Source organism: Lysobacter sp. SCRH-1R (assembly GCF_057747855.1).
In genome coordinates this window covers 208,762-228,825 of record NZ_CM173227.1, presented here as the reverse complement: position 1 = coordinate 228,825, position 20,064 = coordinate 208,762, and the positions used below count along the sequence as shown (strand labels likewise).

The window sequence follows — 20,064 nt, the reverse complement described above, 5'->3', positions numbered from 1 at the left end:
GCCGTTATAACCCATTGGACAGCGCCCTCAGCTCCTTCACTCTTTGGATGTTCAGCGTCATCGGACAAACAGAATTCATGGGCGATCCCACACGGCGACCCGCGATCGCGCAATGGAGCGTGCGATACGAGAGCCAAGTTTTCTGACTCTTTTCCAGGTTATCCGCGTCGTCTGGAAATCTAACCAAGTACTCGCGATGTAATGTCGCGTAAAGCGAGTTCATCTCAGATTTTGCCTTGCTGGAGATGCCCTCAGCACATGCAGTTACAACACCATTACTGATCGGCCCAAGTTCGCGCAAACACGCCTTATACTGCGCGTCGTAGTCGCCTTGATTTCCTTTCGCGCTCGCAAGACACGGAACCAACACAAGCATCATGAGCAAATGCTTAGAGCTCATTAGTTATTCCTTCCTTGTCGAATCTCTTCGAGAATTGATCGTAGATCGGATGTTGACTTCCCATTGGCGCTATTAGCGCTTCCGGCGTAGTACGACATCGAACCGTTTGATACTTCACCATTAAAGATGGTTCGCCCGGCTGGCGTAGCGATGGAAGCCCACTCTTTAGCTGCTGCATGCTGTGCGTCGTCAACGGTCCCCTCCCCGTTGATCACGAATCTTGCGAGGCGGCCACCGCCGGCCTTGTGCAGGAGAAATTCACGGAACGTTCTCTCCTGCATGTCGGCGTCGTACAGCTCATCGCCAGTTAGCCGCATTGTCCTTTTAGCTTCCTTCAAAGTAGCGAATACGGTTTGATACTTTCCGGTGGCGAACATCCGACCCCTATCGGTCCCCGAGAGTGGTTCGGTGGCAAGTATTTCGTTGATTGTTTTTGACGTCACCGTTCCCGGCGGCGGACTGATGAAGCCATGTCCGACCCGGCCACCTGCTACCCCCTTGGTCCCTGTGTTGTACGACTCGTAGCCTCCTTCTCCATGCGAAATGATGTCCCCGATTCGCTGAATCAAATCATTTAACTTACTCGCCCGAAGAGCCAGGAAATTCATGCCCAACGCACCCGGATGAAAGTGGTACACGCGGGGACTCGTCGGAAAGCCTTCGGCGCCGTCTGCCACCTCATCCCACCACGGCAGGCGCGCCGCACGCGGCATTTCGTCTCTACCTGCTTGACCACACCGAACCCCAATGCGTCGGCGATGCTGCGAGCCACTTGCTGCTGCCGACTGGCCGGCTCCTGCGCCCATTCGCTGTCGTGTCGCACGATCAGCCGACCGACGTGAGCTGCCTTTGAGCGATTGCGAAGCGCCGCATTCAGTTCTTCTTCGCTCAGGCTCCCGTCGCCACTGGTATCAACCAGTTTGCGCAACGCCTGATACAGGGGCGTCTTTTCGGGGCGCGGGCCCTCGCGTTTGATGAAGGCGACCTTCGCCGCAAGATCTATCCACGATGCGCCGGACGCACTGTTAGGTTCATCCACTACCTCGAACCCAGGCCACTCCCACGGTGACGCCAGATGGTTGGCCTCTTCCACCCAGCCCACCGCTTCGGTACCGTTGCTGGAAGTAAGCTTGGCGACCTTTCGCCAACGCTTACCGCCCACCTCCTTAACCTCCAACCCGGCGAGCGGCAGCACCTGCGCCCAGAGGAGCGTGTGAGCGACCTTGCCGTTCGGCTCGTCCAGCAACGTGTCGCCCGGCCGCAGCAGCAGAAGAGTGCGCTCGTTGTCCGGCAGATGCTGTTTGGCCCACGACCGACTTGCGGCCAGGTACCCAGGCACGTCGTCGCCACTGAATACTTCCAAGTGCAGCAGCTTGCGGGACACTGGCCGACCGGCGATCGGGCCGGCGCGCGCAGGCACATCCTCGCCCAGATAGCCCAGGACGCTCCCTCCCTTGACCGCATGCGGTATGGGAAGGACTCTCACTTCGTCGAACACTTCCGGCGATGGATCGGGGTCGAGCTCGCCGAGGAACACCCATCCGTTCGCAGCTTCAGGCGGAATCGCTCCGTCGGATCTAACGGAGTCGATGCCCCCATCAACAACTCGTGTGATACGCGCCCATTTCCTGTCTGGTGAGTGTTGCCCCACCTCAATGACACTGTCGCGCACGAGTAGTCCCAGGCACTCGCTCCGACTTGTCGCCTGTGCGCGGATGTTGAGGCCAACGACATTCTTGTTACTCATTTCTGGATTCCACTTCAAAGAGTTCGTCTGGACATGTGGGCTCTACTTCGTAATCGAAGCCGTAGTAGAGATGGGAAACGATCCTGCCGTCCTGACGAACGAACAGATGGCTGCCTTCCTGGCTGAGACACGAAATGACTCGCATCGGCCCGGACGGAGCATGCACGGTGACGCTATCGCCTGTGGCATCCTGAGTCACCTTCGTCGCGTTGACCGTCGCTATGCCTATGAACGGCACATCGCTCATGCCAGACACGAGGTCGAAACGATGCAAGGACGCGCCAGTCTTCGCATCCAGTGCAGTTACAGCTTCCGACTCCCTCTTGTCCGCACCATCGACAGAAAGATCACGGCAGCACAATGCGTCGCCTGTCGAGGATGGGTACTGGACGGTGAGCGTGTCTCCACGCTCCAGAGCCTGCGCCAAGTAGAGGCTTGCGTCTGAATGCCCGTAGACAACGAAGCCGACATGCGCCGATGACGGTTGTCTTGCTCCATGGAGAGGCTGATCGCTCGGTGCTTCCCGCATCGATGACGAGCAGGCACTTAACGCGCAGAGCGTTATGAGTGCGATGATTTTCCTGGTCACGTTCATGTCAATGCCCATCGTCGGACCAGTGCGGCGGGTCGCTGAGGAGCTTTATCACGCCGTAGCTCTGGCCCACCGAATGCAGATCGCTGGATGAGTTGACCCTTCGATCAAGCCCGTCGGCACCTTGGACGTCTGCGCCGATTGCCCGGGAGATTGTCATGTCGATTGCGCGCCGTTCTGTATGACGCGACGTCAACGAGGGGCGGTGCACGATTGCGAACCCTGCAACCATTTCCCTGGCAGCTTGTAGCGCTGCTTGATGATCGCTTTTGCCACCCGTGTCCAGATGGGCCCAGTCTATGTTCACACCCGCCATCTCGGGTACGGATGTCGGTGCGAAACCTTCGCGCGCGATACGCCATGAATAGTGCATCAGGTACGCCCGCTCGGGAGGGCGATAGGTCGCATTGATTGCGACGTTCGCACCGGCCGCCCTGAGCGCATGGATGAATCGTCCGACGGAACCGGCAAACGATGGGGTGAGGTCGCCAACCCGATTACTCCCGGGATAGCGTTGCACCCACTGTCTTCCGGAGCGCTCGCGCGCGAGACGTTTCCTGTCCTTCACCTTCTCGCCCACTCGATATCGCGTCGATGGCCAGTAGCCCGGCCGTACCCAGTTCGGGTTCCTTCCATAACCCTCAAAGTCAGCGAGGTGCATGTAGAGGCTGTACAGCGTCAATGTCGGCGCCGCAGGTGTCGCAGGACGTTCCTGCTCGGCCTTGTTGCGCGCATATACGTCCGACGCTTCCGGGTCAACGGAATCGCCTCGATAGACGTGCGTGGCTATGACATCCTTGAAGCCCAGCATGCTGCGCATGCCCCTCCCCGCGAGCGGGTCGATCGCGAGCCATGTGCGTTCGATCCAACCCTCGCGCGGCAGCCCAAAGCCGGTCGTGTCCAGGACGCGTACGTAGCGCCCTTGTCCCGGCGCGATTTTTCCAATCTCCACCTTCACCGGAGTGCCGTGGCGCAACCATGCACGACGCCGGTGCCCTTGAGGATCATCGTAGAGCCACGCGCCCCAATTGCGGATGTCGGCGCCCGGGTTGTCCATCTTCACCGGCTTGGGCGGCGGTGGCGGGGTGGGCGCCTGCAACCGGTGGCGAACCAGCACGAAGCCTGTGGAGTATGGACGCAGCGCTGGGCCATCGCCCGCCGTGCCAGGCGTCGCATCGTAGTAGCGGCGGTTGATGCGGTACGCCACGACGTCGCCATCGGCAAGGCAGCGTATGCCTTCATTGAGTTCGAACGCGTTGCCGCTGGACCAGGCGATGTGCACGCCACCATGGAAAAAGCCGTGCGGACTGAGCAGGTAGTGCCCGCCCTGTACGACAGCGAGCCCATCGTAGAACAGCTGTGGATCGGTGATCTCCTGACCTTGTTTGTTCTTGAACGGGTAGCCGAAACGTGAGGCCGTGATCGGCTTCGGGGTGTTTTGCGCGCTCATGCAGGACCTCCGTGTCAGTCGCCAGTGGGACGCCAGATCCAGCTGAAATCGGGAACGTTCCCTTCGGCGGGCTCGCCGAATATCGAGAAGTCGTTCCCGACGCCGTCGGGATCCCGTTGAACGGGCCCTTTCAGGAGGATCTCGAGTCCCTCGATGGTCACGCCGCTGCCATCCAGGGTGATCGTGCCGCTCGGGCCGCAGATTCTCAGACTCTCACTCGCCTTCAGTTCGACCACGCGCGTGCGCTGGGTGATGCGCTCGCCGGCTTCGATGTCGAGGCGCCCCGCAACCTTGTGTTCGTAATGGCCGCCGGTTTCAACCTTGCGGTCGGATGCGGTCTTCTCGATACGAACGTTGCCGACGTCCTCGACCAGGTCCTTGCCGACGGTGACCTGCCGCGTCCGCCCGATGTCGATGACGTGATCGCGGCCCAACGTTTCGCGGCGGTCCTGGCCGACGCTCAGGGTTTCATCGTTGCCGACGGTTTCCTTGCGGTCGTGGCCAATCTGGATGGTCTCGTCGTTGCCGACGTCTTCGCTGCGATCGTGGCCGACGCGCGTGATCTCGTCGTTCTCCACGACGATGTTCTGGTCCTTCTGTGCGTGGACGAAGATTTCTTCCTGGCCGGCTTCGTCCTCGAAACGCAGTTCGTTGTAGCCCTTGCCCTTGTGGGTCTGGGTCTTGAACGTCGTCCGCGTCTTGTGCAGCGGCAGCTCGTAGGGCGGTTTGTTCGCGACGTGATAGGTGCGTCCCGCGACGATCGGTTGATCGGGGTCGCCCTCCATGAAGCTGACGATCACTTCATGTCCGATTCGCGGGATCGCCATGAAGCCGTACATCGGCCCCGCCCAGCCTTGCGACACGCGGATCCAGCAGGTGCTGTTCTCCGACCAGTTGCCCTCGCGGTCCCACGGGAAGTACACCTGCACTCGCCCGTGGACATCGGTGTGGATCTCCTCACCCGATGGACCGACGACGTGGGCGATCTGCGGCCCTTCGATCACCGGGCGCGGGGCAGGCTCGGGCTTCCAGTCGTAGTGCGCGGGCACCACGGTGGCTTCGAAGCTGTAACGGGTGCCGTGTTCGGCGCCAGCGGCGTCAGCTTCCTGCGAGGTCGCCTGTTCGCCGCGGTGACGCATCGTGATCACGCGCCAGCGGGCATTGAGAGCCTCGGTCGGGTGTCCGGTCAGCTCGAATGCCAGGCCGGGCCACAGGCGCGCATCGTCGCCTTCGATGGTCGCGTGCTCGGCGAGGTTACGAAGTCCGGAAAGCTTCGTCCGCGTAAAGGGTTTGCCCGCGGCGTCGGCCTTGTACCGGCCCGGATAGTCGTAGTGCTCATAGTCCCCGATGGCCTTGTCGTGGCTCCAGGGCCTCGCTTCGTGCTGCAGGTCATACCGAGGGTTGTGAAATGTCGCGTCCCGCTGCGTCACGCGAGTGGGCGCAAGTTGGCGGCGGTGCGTGAAGTGCCACAGGTGCGGTCGGGGTGCATCGCCAGCCGGTGCAGGCTGGTACAGCACTTCGCCGTCGAGCGTCGGCGCGGTGTCGATGCGATCGGTCAGGACGAGGCGGCTTTGGTTTGCCGCGTCGTGCCAGTAGACGATGCCTTCTTCCGTCGCGAGACGATGAACGAAGCGGTCGTCGTGTTCCCTGTACTGGGTGGCGTACTCGCGAGGTTCGTGGTGGCCGAGGTACGTCGTTTTCGTCCCTTGAAAGCGATGCTCTTTCAGGATTGTTTCCAGGACCCGGCGCATTGACCTGCTGGAAGATGCGGCTGTTGTGGCGCAGTGCCAGGCGCGCGAGAGGCGATTCGACGACCGCCCTGTAACGGGTCAGCCGGAAGCCGGTCTCGCACTGCTCGAACGCGGTGCAGACGCCGTGCACCGTGCGCACCGGCTCACCGTCGCGTTCGATGGTGAAGACCACTTCGGAGTCGAGCAGTATGTCCGACTCTATGTCGGGCTCCGAACTACCGAGCTCCAGTTCGAGCCTGAACGGCTGCGACACCCCTTCGATCAGTTCGAAGCGCACGACGTCGAGTGTCGCTCCTCGCGTTTCCTCCAAACCGGAAAACCAATTCCGATTGCGCCGCCATAATCCTTTCGCTCCCTGGACGGAGCGGCCAAGTTCGGCCGTGACGCGTCACGCGTCCACGGGAATGTTTCTCAGATTGAAGAAGTGCCACGCGGAATCACACGCCGAACGGATACGTCTCCGGCACCTCGCCCGCGTCCGTCGCCGGCGCCTCCAGCGCATCCACCGCCCTGGTTTCGTCGAACCACACGTAGCCGTCGTATTGCCGCGCGAGCGAGGCGCGCGCGTAATGGCTCTGCAATTCCGTCACGGGCCGGTAGATCACGCCGATGAAGCGCTGCAGCAGCGGCTCCGACAGCGCGCGTCGCACCGCGTCATCATGGCCTTCGCACAGGTCGAGCAGGAAGCGGGGCACGCCGCTTCCGTGGCACAGATGCTCGATGCTGCCGGTGCGCGACGGGCGAACGTCCATCACTTCCATCTCGTCGCCCCAATCGTGCGCGGCGGCCACGGTCCCGGCGTGCGTGCCGAAACCGACCAGCGCGACCTCGCCGGAATGCCGCTGCCGCACGAGCTGGCCGATGTTGTGTTCGCCGCGCGACTGGCCCATGTCGGTGTGCCGCGCATCGCCGATGTGCGAGTTGTGCGCCCACACCACCGCGCGCGAACGCGGGCCGTGCGCCTGCAGCAACGCGTCGAGGGTGTCGGCCATGTGCTCGTCGCGAAGGTTCCAGCTTTCCGCGCCGCCGTAGTACATCACGCGGTAATAGCGTTCGGCGGAGGCGACCAGGCGCGCGTTCTGCGCGGCGTCAAGATGATCAAGCGACAATCCGTCGACGATGCCGAGCCGATGCTCCAGCAGTTCGCGACACTGGCGCACCACCGCTTCCTCGCACAACGCGTGGCCCGCACGCAGCGCCGCGCGGCCGTACACCTCGGGCGAGCGCTGCCATGGCGTGAGGCAGCCGTAGCGCTCGCGCGCGACGACGGCGGCTTCGGGATCGACGCGATCCAGGTATTCCAGCACCGCCTCGATCGACGCGTTGAGACTGTAGATGTCGAGCCCGTAGAAGCCGACCTGCGCCTCGTAGTCGCGGCCTTCGTTGTACTGGCGCATCCACGCGGCCAGTGCGGCGATCTCGCGGTTGCGCCACATCCATGTCGGAAAACGCGTGAACACCGGCCCATGCGGGCGCCTGGGCAGGTGCCGCACATGGCGGTTGATCACCGACGCATCGGGCCAGTCGGCCTCCACCGCGACGAGGGTGAAGCCGTGGCGTTCGACCAGCCTGCGCGTGATCGCGGCGCGCGCGGCGTAGAACTCCGACGTGCCGTGGCTGCATTCGCCGAGCATCACCACGCGTGCATCCGCGAAACGTTCGAACGCATCGGCGAACGCGTCGTCGTCCACGTCGGGCAACGGGATCGCGTGTTCGGCGATGAGCGAGGCCGCATCGTCCCCACGCGCCGCCGCCGGAACGTGGCGGCTCGCGGCGCGACGGCCGTCCTCGGCCCAGCCCTGCTCGCCCACCAGCGGCACGAACATCACCGCGCCCAGGCTCTCCTGCTCGAACGTGTCTTCGCCCGTGCGGCGGATCTTCAGCAGTTCCTGCACGAGCCCTTCGTCGCCGACCGGAATCACCAGCCGTCCGCCGATCGCGAGCTGCTCGCGCAACGCCTGCGGCGGCGCCGGCGCGCCGGCCGCGACGAGGATCGCGTCGAACGGCGCGCCTTCCGGCCAGCCACGCGTGCCGTCGGCGGTGTGCACGTCGATGTTGTCGTAATCCAGCCGCGCGAAGCGCGCGCGCGCTTCATCGGCCAGCGATGCGTGACGCTCGATCGTGTGCACGTGTCGCGCCAGGCGCGACATCAGCGCGGCGGCGTAGCCGGAACCGGTGCCGACTTCCAGCACGCGATCGTTCGGCGAGATCTCGGCCGCTTCCAGCATCAGCGCGACGATGTACGGCTGCGAGATGGTCTGGCCTTCGCCGATCGGCAGCGGGCTGTCCTCGTAGGCGAACTCCTCCATGCCCGGATCGACGAAGCGTTCGCGCGGCACCTGCGCCATCGCGGCAAGCACGCGTGCATCGCTCACGCCGCGACCCGCCAGGTGGCTGCGGACCATGCGCATGCGGGCGGCATCGAAACCGGCCATGCATCAGCCCTCGCGCTTGCGCGTGCGCGCGGCCTTCTTCGCCGCGGCCTTGCGGCCTACCGCGCCCCTGGTGCGCGCCGCCTTCTTCGCGGCGGCGGAACGCTCGCCCGCGGTGCGCTTGCCCGCCGCCTTCTTCGCCTGCTTCGATAGCGCGGTCTTGCTTGCGGCGCGCGTCCCTTCCTTCTTCAACGCCTTCTTCGTCGCGCGCGAACGTTTCGCCGCCGGCTTGTGCGGATGCTCGCCCGCTTCCAGGTCCTTGCGCGCCTTGCGTCTGGTCTCCGCCGGCGTGTCGTCGGACGGCTGCACCTTGACGCCGGCGCGGCGCGCCTTCGACAGACCGATCGCGATGGCCTGCTTCGTCGATCCCGCGCCGTGCTTGCCTTCGCGGATGTGCTCGATTTCCTCGCGGACGAATTCGCCCGCCTGCGTGCTCGCCGACTTGCCTTCTCGCTTGTCGCGGCGCGCGCGTTCGAGGGTGCTTCGCTCCGGCACGTCATCACCTCCCGCCTCAATGGGTGGTGCCATTGATTCGCGATGCGCGTTACGTCGCGGTCATGCGCGGGCCGGGCAGCCTTCACCTGTTTGTATCCTGGGGCGGTGTACGCTCCATCGTGCCTTGAAGGGTGATACGACCGTTTCGCAACACGACATGTTCGTTCACGATCTTCAAGGTGGACAGCAGGCTTCACGCCTGCCATCGGCCGCCGGGCGATTCAGCACCGCTCGGCGGCTTTTCGTTTGCGCACGTATTCAGAAGCCGTAGCGCAGGAAGCCGCCGTCCACCGCGATGCATTCGCCGGTGATGTAGCCCGATGCGGGCAGGCACAGGAACGCGACCGCCGCCGCCACTTCCTCCGGCTCGCCGATGCGTCCAAGCGGTGTGCGCAGGAGCACTTCGTCGAGGTAATCCGGATCGGCGAGTTTGTCGGAGGTCCGACGCGTGCGGATGTACCACGGCGCGACCGCGTTCACGCGCACGCCGTCCTCGGCCCACTCGACCGCGAGGTTGCGCGTCATCTGGTGCATCGCCGCCTTGCTCATGCCGTACGGTGCGCCGGTGCGCACGTGCGTGGCGCCCGACACGCTGCCGACGTTGACGATGCTCGACGACGCGTGCTTCGTGAGCAGCGGATGCGCGTAGCGCGAGAGTTCGAACGCGGAGAACAGGTTGACCTCGAACACCTGCCGCCATTCGTCCTCGGTGTAGTCGGTCGCCGCCTTGGTGAGGTTGCCGCCGGCGTTGTTCACCAGGATGTGCAGGCCTTCGCCGAAGTCCTCCACCCAGTCGAGCAGTTCGCGACGCTGTTCGTCGTCGGCGACGTCGGCGACGAATGCCTGCACTTCGCGCTCGGGGAAATCCTCCAGCAGTTCGCCGCGCACGGCGTCGAGCCCGGCGACGTCGCGCGCGGCGAGCAGCACGTCGGCGCCGAAGCCGAGCAGTTCGCGCGCGACCGCGCGACCGATGCCGGCGCTGCCGCCGGTGACCAGGGCCAGCTGCCCGTCGAGTCGCCAACGTTTGGGATCCATCGCCGTCTCCGTGATTGGGGGCCTGCACCGGTTACTTGCCGCGCGTGGCGGCCGGCGTAGCATAGCGGCGGACCAGCTACGAGGGTGCGGGAATGGTGCGGACGCTGCTGACGGGAATGACGGTGCTGGCATTGCTCGCGGGCTGTTCCAAGCCCCGGCCGCCGGAGAAGGAGCGGCCGGTCGAGCCGCAGGCGACGCAGTTGCGCGATGCGATCAACGCGCCGATCGACAAGGCGAAGAACGTCGAGAAGCAGTTGCAGGAGGCGGCCGATGCGCAGCGTGCGGCGATCGATGCGCAGGAGGGTGGGGGTTGACCGGTTCTTCGAACCGATCGGATCGGAAGCGGCGCGGATCGGCGCGGGACGATTGGAAGCTTCCGCTCTGGTCCATGCCATTTTTCTGATGTGATTCGCGTCGGACGTTTTGCCGCGCGTTTGTTCGTCATTCCAGCGAACGCTGGAACCCATCCGGCTCTTCGGCCAGGCGAAGAAGGCAGCGTGCCGTGAGCGTCGAAACCCGCACGTCCCGCCTCCTCACCCAACCCCTCTCCCGGCGGGAGAGGGGCTCAAAGCGCCCGCGTCGTTACTTCTACCGTCAATTCCGAATCCCGAATCCCGGCGACTCAGAAACCGCAGAAGCAATAAGCCAACGCCTTCACCGGCACGCCGCGCGTCGGCGTGATCGCGCTTTCGAGGAAGCGCAGGTCCTGCGCTGTCTGCGGTGAGGCCTTGGCGATCAGCGAACGCGCGATGTCGGAATCGCGCATCAGCGCGCCGCCCGCACGACTGGCGATGAAGCCGGTGAAGAAGCGCTCGAACGGCGTCGCCGCCTTTTCGATGTAGCGCACCTGGTAGTCGCCCGCCTGGCCGAGTTCGGCGCGCTTGGCGGCGAAGGCGACGGCCTGCTGGAGGCCGCCGAGTTCATCGACCAGGCCACGTTCCTTCGCCTGCGCGCCGGTCCATACGCGTCCGCGCGCGATGGCGTCGACCTGCTCCACCGGCTTCTTGCGCGCGGTGGCGACGCGGCCGGTGAAATCGCGGTACCCCTTCTCGATCACCGACTGGATCACCTGCCCGACTTCCGGCTGCAACGGCCGGGTGATGTCGAACGCGCCGGCGAAGCGCGTGGTGCCCACGCCGTCGCTGCGCACGCCGATCTTCTCCAGCGCGCGCGGGATCGTCGGGATCAGGCCGAAGATGCCGATCGAACCGGTGATGGTGGACGCGTCGGCGTAGATGCGGTCGGCGTCCATCGAGATCCAGTAACCGCCCGATGCGGCCAGGTCGCCCATCGACACCGCGACCGGCTTGCCGGCCTTCTTCAGGCCGACGATCTCGCGGCGGATCTGCTCGGAGGCGAACACTTCGCCGCCGGGCGAATCCACGCGCAGCACCACGGCTTTCACGTTTTCGTCGTCGCGCGCCTCGCGCAGCAGCTCCGCCGTGGACTCGCCGCCCACGGTGCCCGGCGGCTGCTCGCCGCCGCGGATCTCGCCTTCGGCCACGACCACGGCGACCTGCGGACGCGGATCGACCGCGCTGATGCCACTGTCGAGCTGGGTGAGGTATTCGTCGAGCGACGCCTGGCGATAACCGCCCGGCGCGTCCTCGTCGGCGACGCCTCGCTGCGCCAGCAGGTCATCGACTTCCTCGCGCGTCTTCAGGCCGTCGACCAGCCTGGTCTGCAGCGCGAACTTCGCCAGGTCGCCCTGCGCGCCCTCGATGCCGGCAGGCATCTGGTCGATCTGCTGCGACAGCCGCGCCGCGTCGAGCCTGCGCGCCTTCGCGACGTCGGCGAGGTAGCGCTGCCACACGTCGTTCATCCAGTACAGGTCGGCTTCCTTCGCTTCGGGCGAAGCCGCGTCGAGCACATAGGGTTCGGCCGCCGACTTGTATTCGCCGACCTTGAACAGGTGCACATCGACGCCGAGCTTGTCCTGCAGGCCTTCGCGATAGAACGTGCGATAGCGGCCCAGGCCTTCCAGCAGCATGCCGCCCATCGGGTCGAGATAGACCTCGCTGGCCTGCGCGGCGAGCAGGTACTGCTTCTGGTCCATCATCTCGGAGAAGGCGACCACCTGCTTGCCGCTGGCCTTCACCCGCGCGATGGCGTCGGCGGTCTCGCGCAGCGATGCCATGCCGGCGGCCTGCAGCTTGTCGAGGTTGAGCACGACGCGTTCGACGCGCTTGTCCTTCGCCGCGGCATCCAGCGCGCGCACGAGGTCGCGCAGCTGCACTTCGCCGCCCTTCTCGCCGAGCGCGCGTTCCAGCGCGCGGGTCAGCGGATCGCTGCTGAACTGTTCGACCAGGTTGCCTTCCGGCGCGATCACCAGCGTCGTGCGCTCGAGCAGCGGCTTGGTGCGCGGTCCCGCCATGAGGATGGCGAGGAACAGGAACAGCAGCAGCAGGAACAGCAGGTTGAGGACCAGCCGGCGGGTGAAGTTCATCGCATCCCACACGCCGATGAAGAACCGGGCGATGGGGCCGCGACGCGGAATGTCGTTCATACGGTCTCCTGGATCACGCCACCAGCCTAAACGCGCGCGGGCGCCGAATCACCCGCCATTCGTAACACGGTGGTTTGGGAGGGGGAGTGAGGGGGCGGTACTCGGGATTTGAGGCGTATCGGCGCTTTTCCAATCCCGAATTGCGACTCCCGAATCCCCGCTTCACGGCCCCCGCATCACCAGGCGGTCCGGATGGCTCGACCGCACGAACCGCACGCACAGCAGCACCGCGGCGAAGGTCAGGCCGGCGATCAGGCCGATCCACATGCCGCGCGGGCCCCAGCCCAGGCCCAGACCGAGGCCGGCGCCCAGCGGCATGCCGATACCCCAATAGGCAATCGCGGCCAGCACCATCGGCACGCGGGTGTCCTTGAGCCCGCGCAGCGCGCCGGCGGAAAGCACCTGCACGCCGTCCGGGAACTGGAACGCCGCCGCGTACAGCAGCAGCGAGGCGGCCAGCGTCGCGACCGCGGCATCGGCGGTATAGAAGCTCACCAGCAGGTCGTTGCCGGCCAGCAGGACGATGCCGGAGAACAGCTGCGTCCCCAGCACGATCGCGTAACCGGCCTTCGCCGCACGCCGCACGCCGTGGAAATCCGCGCGCCCGAGCGCATGGCCCACGCGCACGGTGGTCGCCTCGGCAAGCCCCATCGGCACCATGAAGCACAACGCGGACAGGTTGATCGCGATCTGGTGCGCCGCCGCCGGCACCTGGCCCAGCCGGCCCATCAGCAGCGCGGTGGCGATGAACAGGCCGCCTTCCATCAGCACCGTCACGCCGATCGGCAGGCCCGTCGCCAGCAGCCCGCGGATGGTCGGCCAGTGCGGCAGGTCGAAGCGTTCGAACAGTTTCAGGTCCGCGAACCGGCGCGAACGCTTGAGCACGATGAAGAAGCCGATCGCCTGCACCCACAGCATGATCGCCGAGGCGAGCCCCAGCCCGCCGGCGCCCATCTCCGGGAAGCCGAACTTGCCGAAGGTCAGCGTATAGCCCACCGGCAGCAGGATCAGCAGGCCACCGGCACTGAGCACCAGGGTCGGCAAAGTCCAGTGCAGGCCTTCGCTGAGATAGCGCATGCAGAAGAACAGCGTCAGCGCGATCACGCCCCAGCGGATGCCGTGCAGGAATTCGGTCGCGCCCGGGACGATCTCCGGCGCGATGCCCATCGGTCCCAGCGCGTGCGGGATCAGCGTGAGGAAGGCAAACAGCACCAGCCCCAGCCCCAACGCGAGCCACATCGCCTGCCGGAACAGGCCGCCGATGTCCTCGCGGCGGCCCGCGCCGTCGAGCTGCGACACCGACGGCGGCACCGACAGCAGCGTGCCGATCGGCACCATCATCGGCAGCCACCACAGCGCGGTGCCGATGGTGACCGAGGCAAGCGTGGTCGTGCCGTGGTGGCCGGCCAGCACGTTGTCGACGAAGCCGATCAGGCCCGTGGATACATGCCCGCCCACGAGCGGCGCGGCAAGGATGGCGGTGGTGCGGATTTCGCCGAACAGGCCGTTGCGGCCGGGCGAGACGGAAGCGAGCGACATCGAAGCAACCAGACGCACGACTACGGCCGCGCGACCGCATCCAATGTCGGGCGCTGGCGCCGGGTCGCGGCGGCCCGGTATCTTAACCGCTGCCAATGAATGTCTGTGTTCGTGCGCCGGGGAGAGCGTTGACACATGAGTTCCAGCACCGGCCACGCGCCTCACGACGTCCATCCGACCCATTGCGAGAACTGCGGCGCCGCGCTGCAGGGCCACTATTGCCACGATTGCGGGCAGTCCGTGGTGAACCCGATCCGCCACGCCGCGCACGCGGTGGAGGAAGTGTTCGAGGCGTTCTGGCACCTGGACGGCCGCATCTTCCGCACCCTGCGCGACCTGCTGTCGCCGGGGCGCATCGCCATCAATTACCTCTCCGGCCAGCGCGCGAAGTACGTCGCGCCGCTGCGGCTGTTCGTGGTGCTGAGCGTGCTGACGTTCTTCGTCGCGCAGCTGGTCATCCACGTCGATACGCGGGACACGTCGGTCGAACTGCTCGACCAGGGCGTGGAGAAGAGCGCCAACCGCGCGCAGAACGTCAACCGCGAGAACAAGAAGTTCGCCACCGCGACGAGCATCGAGGACGTCGAGCGCATCCGCGCCACCGAACTCGCCGAACTCGCCGAGGGCCGCGATGCGGTCTCGACGATGCTGCCGCACGTGCGCAAGCCGTTCGAGATCGCGATGACCGACGTCAACGCCGCCGCCGATCGCCGCGTCGCGGAGCTGATCCGGCAGCACGATCTCACGCCGCGCGAGGTCGAGCGGGAAAAGGCCGCCGCGCAGCGCGAGATCGACGCCGAACGCAGGCAGGCGCGAGCCATCCCGGAGATGGACAAGGCCAAGACGCTGGCCGAGCTGGAAACGCTGCGCAACGATCGCCTCAAGCGGCAGCAGGCGGAGCTGGCCGCGCTCGCGCCGGCGCAGACCGCCGAGCGCCGGCGCATGCTGATGGAGATCCGCGAGACCAACGAAGCGGCCGGATGCCGCGCGGCGCAGCTGCAGATCGCGGTGGCTCGCGGCAGCGAAGGCACGCGTACGCGCAAGACGGTCGACGACGCACGCATCTACGGCGAAACCAACTGCGACGGACGGCTGACGCTGTTCGGCAGCAACGAGCCGTGGGACGAGGAACTCAACCCGGTGACGATTTCCTGGGCGCCGCGCTTCGTCAACGCGTGGATCAACCGGCAGATCGCGCACGGCAAGGACAACATGGCGCGCGTGCAGCACGACTTCGGAATGCTGGTGAAAGCGATGCTCGGCGCGGTGCCATCGGCGCTGTTCCTGCTGGTGCCGGTGTTCGCGCTGCTGCTCAAGCTGGCGTACCTGGGCTCGAAGCGGCTGTACCTGGAGCACCTGGTCGTCGCGCTCTACAGCCATGCGTACCTGTGCCTGGCGATCCTGACGTTCTTCCTGCTGATCGCGCTGGACAACGCGATCGAGCCGAAATGGGCCGGTTTCGGCTGGATTTCCGGCACGCTGGAACTGCTGCTGTGGCTGTGGATGCCGATCTACCTGTGGATCATGCAGAAGCGCGTGTACGGCAACGGCTGGCTGCTCACGTCGCTGCGCTATTTCGTGATCGGCAATCTGTATTTCGTGCTGCTCGGCTTCGCGGTGGTGTTCATCACGCTGGCGAGCATCGTGCGGATGTGAGGCGCGCGGGGGCTCGGGCAACGGCCCAAGGCAACGCCCGCGTTTGTAGCCCGGGTAAGGCCGAAGGCCGCACCCGGGGTCGCGTCACGTCGAGGGATTCCCGGGTGCGCTTCGCTTAGCCGGGCTACAACGGCAACGCAGCGCTCAGTGCTGCAACCGCCGCCACAACCAGTCGCCGCGCTCGCTCGCGCTGACCGACACCAGCTCGCGCCGCAATTCCGCGCGGGCGGCCGGTGGCGTGCGCTGCGCGAGGACGCCGAGGTCGCGCCGCTGCTGCGGCGTCATCGATCGCAGCGTGCGCAGCAGCGCCGCGTGCTCGGCTTCCGGCACCTGCGCCAGCAGCGGCTGAAGGGCGACGTAGTCCGCGCCGAGCGACGGACCGAACAGCCAGCCACGACGTTCGCTGCGATCCATCGCCTCGAACTGCGCGCGCCACGCGGCCTGCACGTCCGGCGCCATCGCCGCGTACTGCGCGGCGGCGGCCTGCGCCTGCGCGCGTTCGCCGGGCGACAGCGCCTGCCACGCCTGGTAACGCTCGCGACGCTGGTCGCGCTCGGCGCGCGGCAGGGCGTCCCACTGCGCGGCGCGCTGCCGGAAGGCGGCCTGCTCCGCGGGCGGGAATCCGTCCCAGCGGCGCGCGTTCTCGCGCACGCCGGCCTGGGCCGCGGGCGGCAGGCGTTCGAGCAGGTCCTTCAACTCCGGCGGTGTCGCGACGGCAGTGGCGGTCGCCAGCGTCAGCGCGAACAAGAGCCCGCGACGGGGCGACAGGTCACGGCGCATCTTCGGTCTCCGCCTGCGTCTCGCCGGCGATGCCGTCCGCCACCGGCGACGGGGCGACGTTCTCGTCGGCCGGCGCGTCGACCGGCGTGGCCGGCGGCGCCGGCGCGGTGACGCCCGCCGCCTGCTGCGCGGCCAGCCAGCTGTTGAATTCCAGGTCCTGCGCGGCGGCCTCGCCCTGCGGATCGGCGAGCAGCGCGAAATCGCGATGGGTGATCATCGCGGTTTCCTCGCCAAAGCCCGACGCGGGCGAATCGGCTTCCGGCAGCGGCTGGACTTCGACCCGGCGCGAGCCGCCGACGCCGTCGATCGTCGAACCGATCGGCAGGAAGGTCGCCGCCAACCCGGCCACGCACAGCGCCAGCAGGCCCCAGAGCAGGGGCATCAGCCAGCGCGGACGCGACGCGGGAGTCGCGTCGGCCCGGGGTGCCGTCGCTCCGGTTTCGCCCCGCAGCACGGTTTCGCGGGCCGAGCTCAGGCGCACCAGGCGGTCGGGCGGCAGGGTCTTGATGCGACGGTGGATCTGCTCGCGCAGCTGCTGCCAGGCGAGCGGGTCGGCGCGCCCGTCGGCGTGGTGAGGGAGCGCCCGCTGGAGCGCTAGCCGGTAGCTGGGCAGCCCCACGCCGAGCACCTCCGCGGCCTCCTCCTCCGACAGCCCGGCGGCGACGCGCAGCAGCAGGGCCGCACGCGGGCCGCTGCCGAGTTCGCCGAGCCGGTCGGTGGCTTCGACCGCGATGGCAACCGCCGTGCGGTGCTGGAGCCGCGGCTGGGCCAGCAGCAGCGACCAGAAGCGGCGCGGCCATTCGGCCATCGGAAGGCTGCCGGCCTCCGGCCGGAACTGACGCATGGCGTCGGCCAGTGCGGCATCGCCCGCGGCGGCATCGCCGGCCTGGAGCTCCGCCAGGACCGCGCCGCGGCGCTCGATCCCGCGCAGGAAAGCGGACAGCGCCGGGGCGCCTGAAGGACGGGGGGAAGCGGACGGAACGCTCATCGGGACTGCATCACCATGCGCCGATGATAACGACGCGGCCCGGTGAAATTCCGCTTGACATTGCTGAGCCAGCCGCTCCTCCAAGCGGGACGCGGCCTTCGCCGGAAAAGCGGTTGTGCACAGCAGTAATCGGACCGTCATGCAGGGCTTCCTGAACGCGGCCTTCAGCTGGGTGACAACCGTGTTTCACGCCTAAACTCATGATTTCAAAAGAAATATCGGCTTTGGCACTTTTTTCACCAACATAGCTGCGAGGCTTGTTTTCCGGGAATCGGGCCCCGCTCGCAACCCGCCATGCACAGATTTATCCACAGATCGTGTGGATAAGGACGTTTTCGCTTTGTGGCCGGGCACTTGCGTGATTTTTGTCACAGACGGTGCAGCAATGCCGCGCAAGCTTCGCGGCGGCTTTCGTGCCAAACCGGGCCCGGTAGACTTCGCCGATGCCCGACGCCCTCACGACCCCGCTCGCCGTCTGGCGGGTGGCCCTGCCCGTGCCGCTGCCGCGCCTGTTCGACTACCGGCCGCCGGAAGGCGAGGCGGTCGGCGGGGACGACGTCGGCCTGCGGGTGCGCGTGCCGTTCGGCAGTCGCGAACTGGTGGGGATCGTCGCCGAAACCGGCCCCGCCGAACCGGATGCGCCCGAGCTGAAGCACGCCCTCGCCCGGCTCGATGCGGAGCCGGTCCTTCGCGGCGAGCTGTTCGAATCGCTGAACTGGCTGGCGCGCTACACGCACGCGCCGCTCGGCGAGGTGCTGGCGACCGCGCTGCCCGCCGCGCTGCGCCGCGGCGAGCCGCTGCCCGACACCCACGCCTGGGCCTGGCAGCTGACCGAAGCCGGCCAGACCGCCCGCGAACGCCTGCGCGCCGGCAAACCGCGCCGGCTGGCCGACCTGCTCCAGACCGGCGCACTAGACGAGGACCGCCTCGACGTCGAGCTCGAGGACTGGCGAGCCGCCGCCCGGGCGCTGGCCAGGCGGGAGCTGGCCGAGCGCATCGCCGTGCCGGCCGTCGCCCATGCGGTGGAACCGCGTCCCGGCCCGGAACTGCATGCCGAACAGCAGGCCGCCGTCGACGCCATCCTCGCCGCGCGCGACGGCTTCGCCGCGCTGCTGCTCGACGGCGTGACCGGCAGCGGCAAGACCGAGGTCTACCTGCACGCCATCGCCGACTGCCTCGCGCGCGGCAAGCAGGCGCTGGTGCTGGTGCCGGAGATCGGCCTGACCCCACAGACGCTGGCGCGGTTCCGCGCGCGCCTGGGCGTGCCGGTGCACGCGCTGCATTCGGGCCTGGGCGACGGCGAACGCGCGCGCACCTGGACCGCCTTCGCTCGCGGCGAGGCGCGGGTGGTCGTGGGCACGCGGTCGGCGGTGTTCCTGCCGCTGCCGGAGGCCGGGCTGATCGTGATCGACGAGGAACACGACGGCAGTTTCAAGCAGCTCGACGGCATCCGTTACCACGCGCGCGATTTCGCGCTGGTGCGCGGCAAGGCGCTGGGCGTGCCGGTGCTGCTGGGCAGCGCGACGCCGTCGCTGGAATCGCTGCGCAACGCCCACGCCGGCCGTTACGAACACCTTCGCCTGCAGCAGCGCGCGGGCCAGGCGCAACCGCCGGCGGTGCGCGTGTGCGACGTGCGCAAACGGCCGCTCGAAGCCGGGCTGTCGCCGGAAATGCTCGATGCCATCGCGCACGCGCTCGACGCTGATGGCCAGGTGCTCGTCTTCAAGAACCGCCGCGGCTACGCGCCGGTGCTGCTCTGCCACGACTGCGGGTGGAGCGCGCAATGCCAGCGCTGCGACGCGCCGATGACGGTGCACGCCGGCGGCCGGCGCCTGCAATGCCACCACTGCGGCGCGCGTCGTCCGGCCCCCAACGCCTGCCCCGACTGCGGCGGCCTGGCGCTGCAACCGCAGGGCGCGGGCACCGAGCGTATCGAGGAGGTGCTCAGCGCGCGTTTTCCCGACGTGCCGGTGCTGCGCATCGATCGCGGCACCACGCAGCGTCGCGACGCGCTCGAGCACGCGCTGGCGAAGTTCGGCACGCCGCGCGGCATCCTGGTCGGCACGCAGATGCTGGCGAAGGGGCACGATCTGCCCAACCTCACGCTGGTCGCGGTGGTCGGCGTCGACGAAGGGCTGTTCTCGGCCGATTTCCGCGCGCCGGAGAAGCTCGCGCAGCTGCTGATCCAGGTCGCCGGCCGCGCCGGCCGCGCGCAGCGCAAGGGCGAGGTGCTGCTGCAGACGCATCATCCGGGCCATCCGCTGCTGGCGACGCTGCTGGCCGGCGGCTACCACGCGTTCGCCGAGGTGGAGCTCGAACAGCGGGAGATCGCCGGGTTCCCGCCGTTCGCGCACATGGCGATGTTCCGCGCGGAGGCGCAGCACGTGGATGCATGCGAGGCGTTCCTGCGCATGGCACGCGAGGTGCTGCGCGACGTGCACGCGCCACTCGACCTGCACGGCCCGCTGCCGGCACCGATGCCGCGCCGCGCGGGATACCAGCGCATGCAGCTGCTGCTCTCCGCCGCCGACCGCCGCAGCCTGCATGCGGCACTGGAAGCCGCGCTTCCGGCGATCCATGCCTCGCCGGAAGCACGGAAGGTTCGGTGGTCGCTGGATGTGGATCCGGTGGATCTGTATTGATCGGGACGCGGGACTTGCGAAAGCTGATCACGTGAGCTTTCTTCACCCGCC

15 protein-coding genes and 1 pseudogene are annotated in these 20,064 nt (G+C 67.0%); 3 read left to right on the top strand and 13 right to left on the bottom strand.

The features are described from left to right. Window positions 1–4: 4 nt before the first annotated feature. The 9 genes and pseudogenes from AC3ANK_RS00985 to AC3ANK_RS00945 all read right to left on the bottom strand — a co-directional run bounded on the left by AC3ANK_RS00985 (window position 5) and on the right by AC3ANK_RS00945 (window position 9,902). A complete protein-coding gene (locus tag AC3ANK_RS00985) occupies window positions 5–400 on the bottom strand; it encodes a lysozyme inhibitor LprI family protein (protein WP_484171874.1) in 396 nt (131 codons plus the stop codon). Next, complete coding sequence (locus AC3ANK_RS00980) at window positions 400–1,008, bottom strand: hypothetical protein (protein ID WP_484171873.1); 609 nt, start codon at window positions 1,006–1,008, stop codon at window positions 400–402. The genes AC3ANK_RS00985 and AC3ANK_RS00980 overlap by 1 nt, the downstream gene beginning before the upstream one ends. After that, a complete protein-coding gene (locus AC3ANK_RS00975; protein WP_484171872.1) occupies window positions 1,005–2,147 on the bottom strand; it encodes a hypothetical protein in 1,143 nt (380 codons plus the stop codon). Before AC3ANK_RS00975 ends, AC3ANK_RS00980 begins: the two co-directional genes overlap by 4 nt. Next, entirely contained in the window at window positions 2,140–2,742 is a 603-nt protein-coding gene (locus AC3ANK_RS00970; protein WP_484171871.1) for a hypothetical protein, read from the bottom strand. The genes AC3ANK_RS00975 and AC3ANK_RS00970 overlap by 8 nt, the downstream gene beginning before the upstream one ends. 1 nt (window position 2,743) lies before the next feature. Beyond that, the gene (locus AC3ANK_RS00965; RefSeq protein WP_484171870.1) at window positions 2,744–4,189 is read right to left on the bottom strand and encodes a hypothetical protein; all 1,446 of its coding nucleotides are present in this window, start codon (window positions 4,187–4,189) and stop codon (window positions 2,744–2,746) included. Window positions 4,190–4,203: 14 nt separating this feature from the next. Next, window positions 4,204–6,193, bottom strand: a pseudogene (locus tag AC3ANK_RS00960) (type VI secretion system Vgr family protein). Window positions 6,194–6,377: 184 nt separating this feature from the next. Continuing rightward, window positions 6,378–8,375 carry a protein-L-isoaspartate(D-aspartate) O-methyltransferase gene (locus AC3ANK_RS00955; protein WP_484171869.1) on the bottom strand — a complete coding sequence of 666 codons (1,998 nt, stop codon included), beginning with the start codon at window positions 8,373–8,375 and terminating at the stop codon, window positions 6,378–6,380. A 3-nt stretch (window positions 8,376–8,378) separates the two neighbouring features. After that, on the bottom strand, window positions 8,379–8,867 hold the full coding sequence (locus AC3ANK_RS00950; RefSeq protein WP_484171868.1) for a DUF6496 domain-containing protein: 489 nt from the start codon (window positions 8,865–8,867) through the stop codon (window positions 8,379–8,381). A gap of 258 nt (window positions 8,868–9,125) precedes the next feature. Next, the gene (locus tag AC3ANK_RS00945) at window positions 9,126–9,902 is read right to left on the bottom strand and encodes an SDR family oxidoreductase (protein WP_206862506.1); all 777 of its coding nucleotides are present in this window, start codon (window positions 9,900–9,902) and stop codon (window positions 9,126–9,128) included. 92 nt (window positions 9,903–9,994) lie between these two features. On the opposite strand from AC3ANK_RS00945, the gene AC3ANK_RS00940 reads away from it, so the two are divergent. Next, on the top strand, window positions 9,995–10,216 hold the full coding sequence (locus AC3ANK_RS00940; RefSeq protein ID WP_206862507.1) for a hypothetical protein: 222 nt from the start codon (window positions 9,995–9,997) through the stop codon (window positions 10,214–10,216). Between the two features lie 308 nt (window positions 10,217–10,524). On the opposite strand, the gene sppA is transcribed toward AC3ANK_RS00940, so the two are convergent. Beyond that, entirely contained in the window at window positions 10,525–12,408 is a 1,884-nt protein-coding gene (gene sppA, locus AC3ANK_RS00935; RefSeq protein ID WP_484171867.1) for a signal peptide peptidase SppA, read from the bottom strand. Window positions 12,409–12,570: 162 nt separating this feature from the next. Beyond that, window positions 12,571–13,947, bottom strand: a complete 1,377-nt coding sequence (locus tag AC3ANK_RS00930; protein ID WP_484171866.1) for an MATE family efflux transporter — start codon at window positions 13,945–13,947, stop codon at window positions 12,571–12,573. A gap of 135 nt (window positions 13,948–14,082) precedes the next feature. On the opposite strand from AC3ANK_RS00930, the gene AC3ANK_RS00925 reads away from it, so the two are divergent. Then, window positions 14,083–15,603, top strand: coding sequence for a DUF3667 domain-containing protein (locus AC3ANK_RS00925; RefSeq protein ID WP_484171865.1), 1,521 nt, complete (start codon window positions 14,083–14,085; stop codon window positions 15,601–15,603). A gap of 144 nt (window positions 15,604–15,747) precedes the next feature. Here AC3ANK_RS00925 and AC3ANK_RS00920 read toward each other — a convergent pair whose 3' ends face one another. Continuing rightward, the gene (locus AC3ANK_RS00920) at window positions 15,748–16,383 is read right to left on the bottom strand and encodes a DUF3106 domain-containing protein (protein WP_484171864.1); all 636 of its coding nucleotides are present in this window, start codon (window positions 16,381–16,383) and stop codon (window positions 15,748–15,750) included. Next, entirely contained in the window at window positions 16,373–17,371 is a 999-nt protein-coding gene (locus tag AC3ANK_RS00915) for a sigma factor-like helix-turn-helix DNA-binding protein (protein WP_484171863.1), read from the bottom strand. The genes AC3ANK_RS00920 and AC3ANK_RS00915 overlap by 11 nt, the downstream gene beginning before the upstream one ends. Window positions 17,372–17,814: 443 nt before the next feature. Here AC3ANK_RS00915 and AC3ANK_RS00910 point away from each other — a divergent pair, with 443 nt between their 5' ends. After that, entirely contained in the window at window positions 17,815–20,013 is a 2,199-nt protein-coding gene (locus tag AC3ANK_RS00910) for a primosomal protein N' (protein ID WP_484171862.1), read from the top strand. Window positions 20,014–20,064 lie beyond the last annotated feature (51 nt).

What these genes read in the sequence shown, in the direction of transcription:
- AC3ANK_RS00940 (WP_206862507.1), top strand. Translation starts at nt 9,995, where the DNA reads ATGGTGCGGACGCTGCTGACGGGAATGACGGTGCTGGCATTGCTCGCG.
- AC3ANK_RS00910 (WP_484171862.1), top strand. Translation starts at nt 17,815, where the DNA reads ATGCCCGACGCCCTCACGACCCCGCTCGCCGTCTGGCGGGTGGCCCTG.
- AC3ANK_RS00920 (WP_484171864.1), bottom strand. Translation starts at nt 16,383, where the DNA reads ATGCGCCGTGACCTGTCGCCCCGTCGCGGGCTCTTGTTCGCGCTGACG.
- AC3ANK_RS00985 (WP_484171874.1), bottom strand. Translation starts at nt 400, where the DNA reads ATGAGCTCTAAGCATTTGCTCATGATGCTTGTGTTGGTTCCGTGTCTT.
- AC3ANK_RS00965 (WP_484171870.1), bottom strand. Translation starts at nt 4,189, where the DNA reads ATGAGCGCGCAAAACACCCCGAAGCCGATCACGGCCTCACGTTTCGGC.
- AC3ANK_RS00925 (WP_484171865.1), top strand. Translation starts at nt 14,083, where the DNA reads ATGAGTTCCAGCACCGGCCACGCGCCTCACGACGTCCATCCGACCCAT.
- AC3ANK_RS00955 (WP_484171869.1), bottom strand. Translation starts at nt 8,375, where the DNA reads ATGGCCGGTTTCGATGCCGCCCGCATGCGCATGGTCCGCAGCCACCTG.
- sppA (WP_484171867.1), bottom strand. Translation starts at nt 12,408, where the DNA reads ATGAACGACATTCCGCGTCGCGGCCCCATCGCCCGGTTCTTCATCGGC.
- AC3ANK_RS00975 (WP_484171872.1), bottom strand. Translation starts at nt 2,147, where the DNA reads ATGAGTAACAAGAATGTCGTTGGCCTCAACATCCGCGCACAGGCGACA.
- AC3ANK_RS00930 (WP_484171866.1), bottom strand. Translation starts at nt 13,947, where the DNA reads ATGTCGCTCGCTTCCGTCTCGCCCGGCCGCAACGGCCTGTTCGGCGAA.
- AC3ANK_RS00945 (WP_206862506.1), bottom strand. Translation starts at nt 9,902, where the DNA reads ATGGATCCCAAACGTTGGCGACTCGACGGGCAGCTGGCCCTGGTCACC.
- AC3ANK_RS00980 (WP_484171873.1), bottom strand. Translation starts at nt 1,008, where the DNA reads ATGAATTTCCTGGCTCTTCGGGCGAGTAAGTTAAATGATTTGATTCAG.
- AC3ANK_RS00970 (WP_484171871.1), bottom strand. Translation starts at nt 2,742, where the DNA reads ATGAACGTGACCAGGAAAATCATCGCACTCATAACGCTCTGCGCGTTA.
- AC3ANK_RS00915 (WP_484171863.1), bottom strand. Translation starts at nt 17,371, where the DNA reads ATGAGCGTTCCGTCCGCTTCCCCCCGTCCTTCAGGCGCCCCGGCGCTG.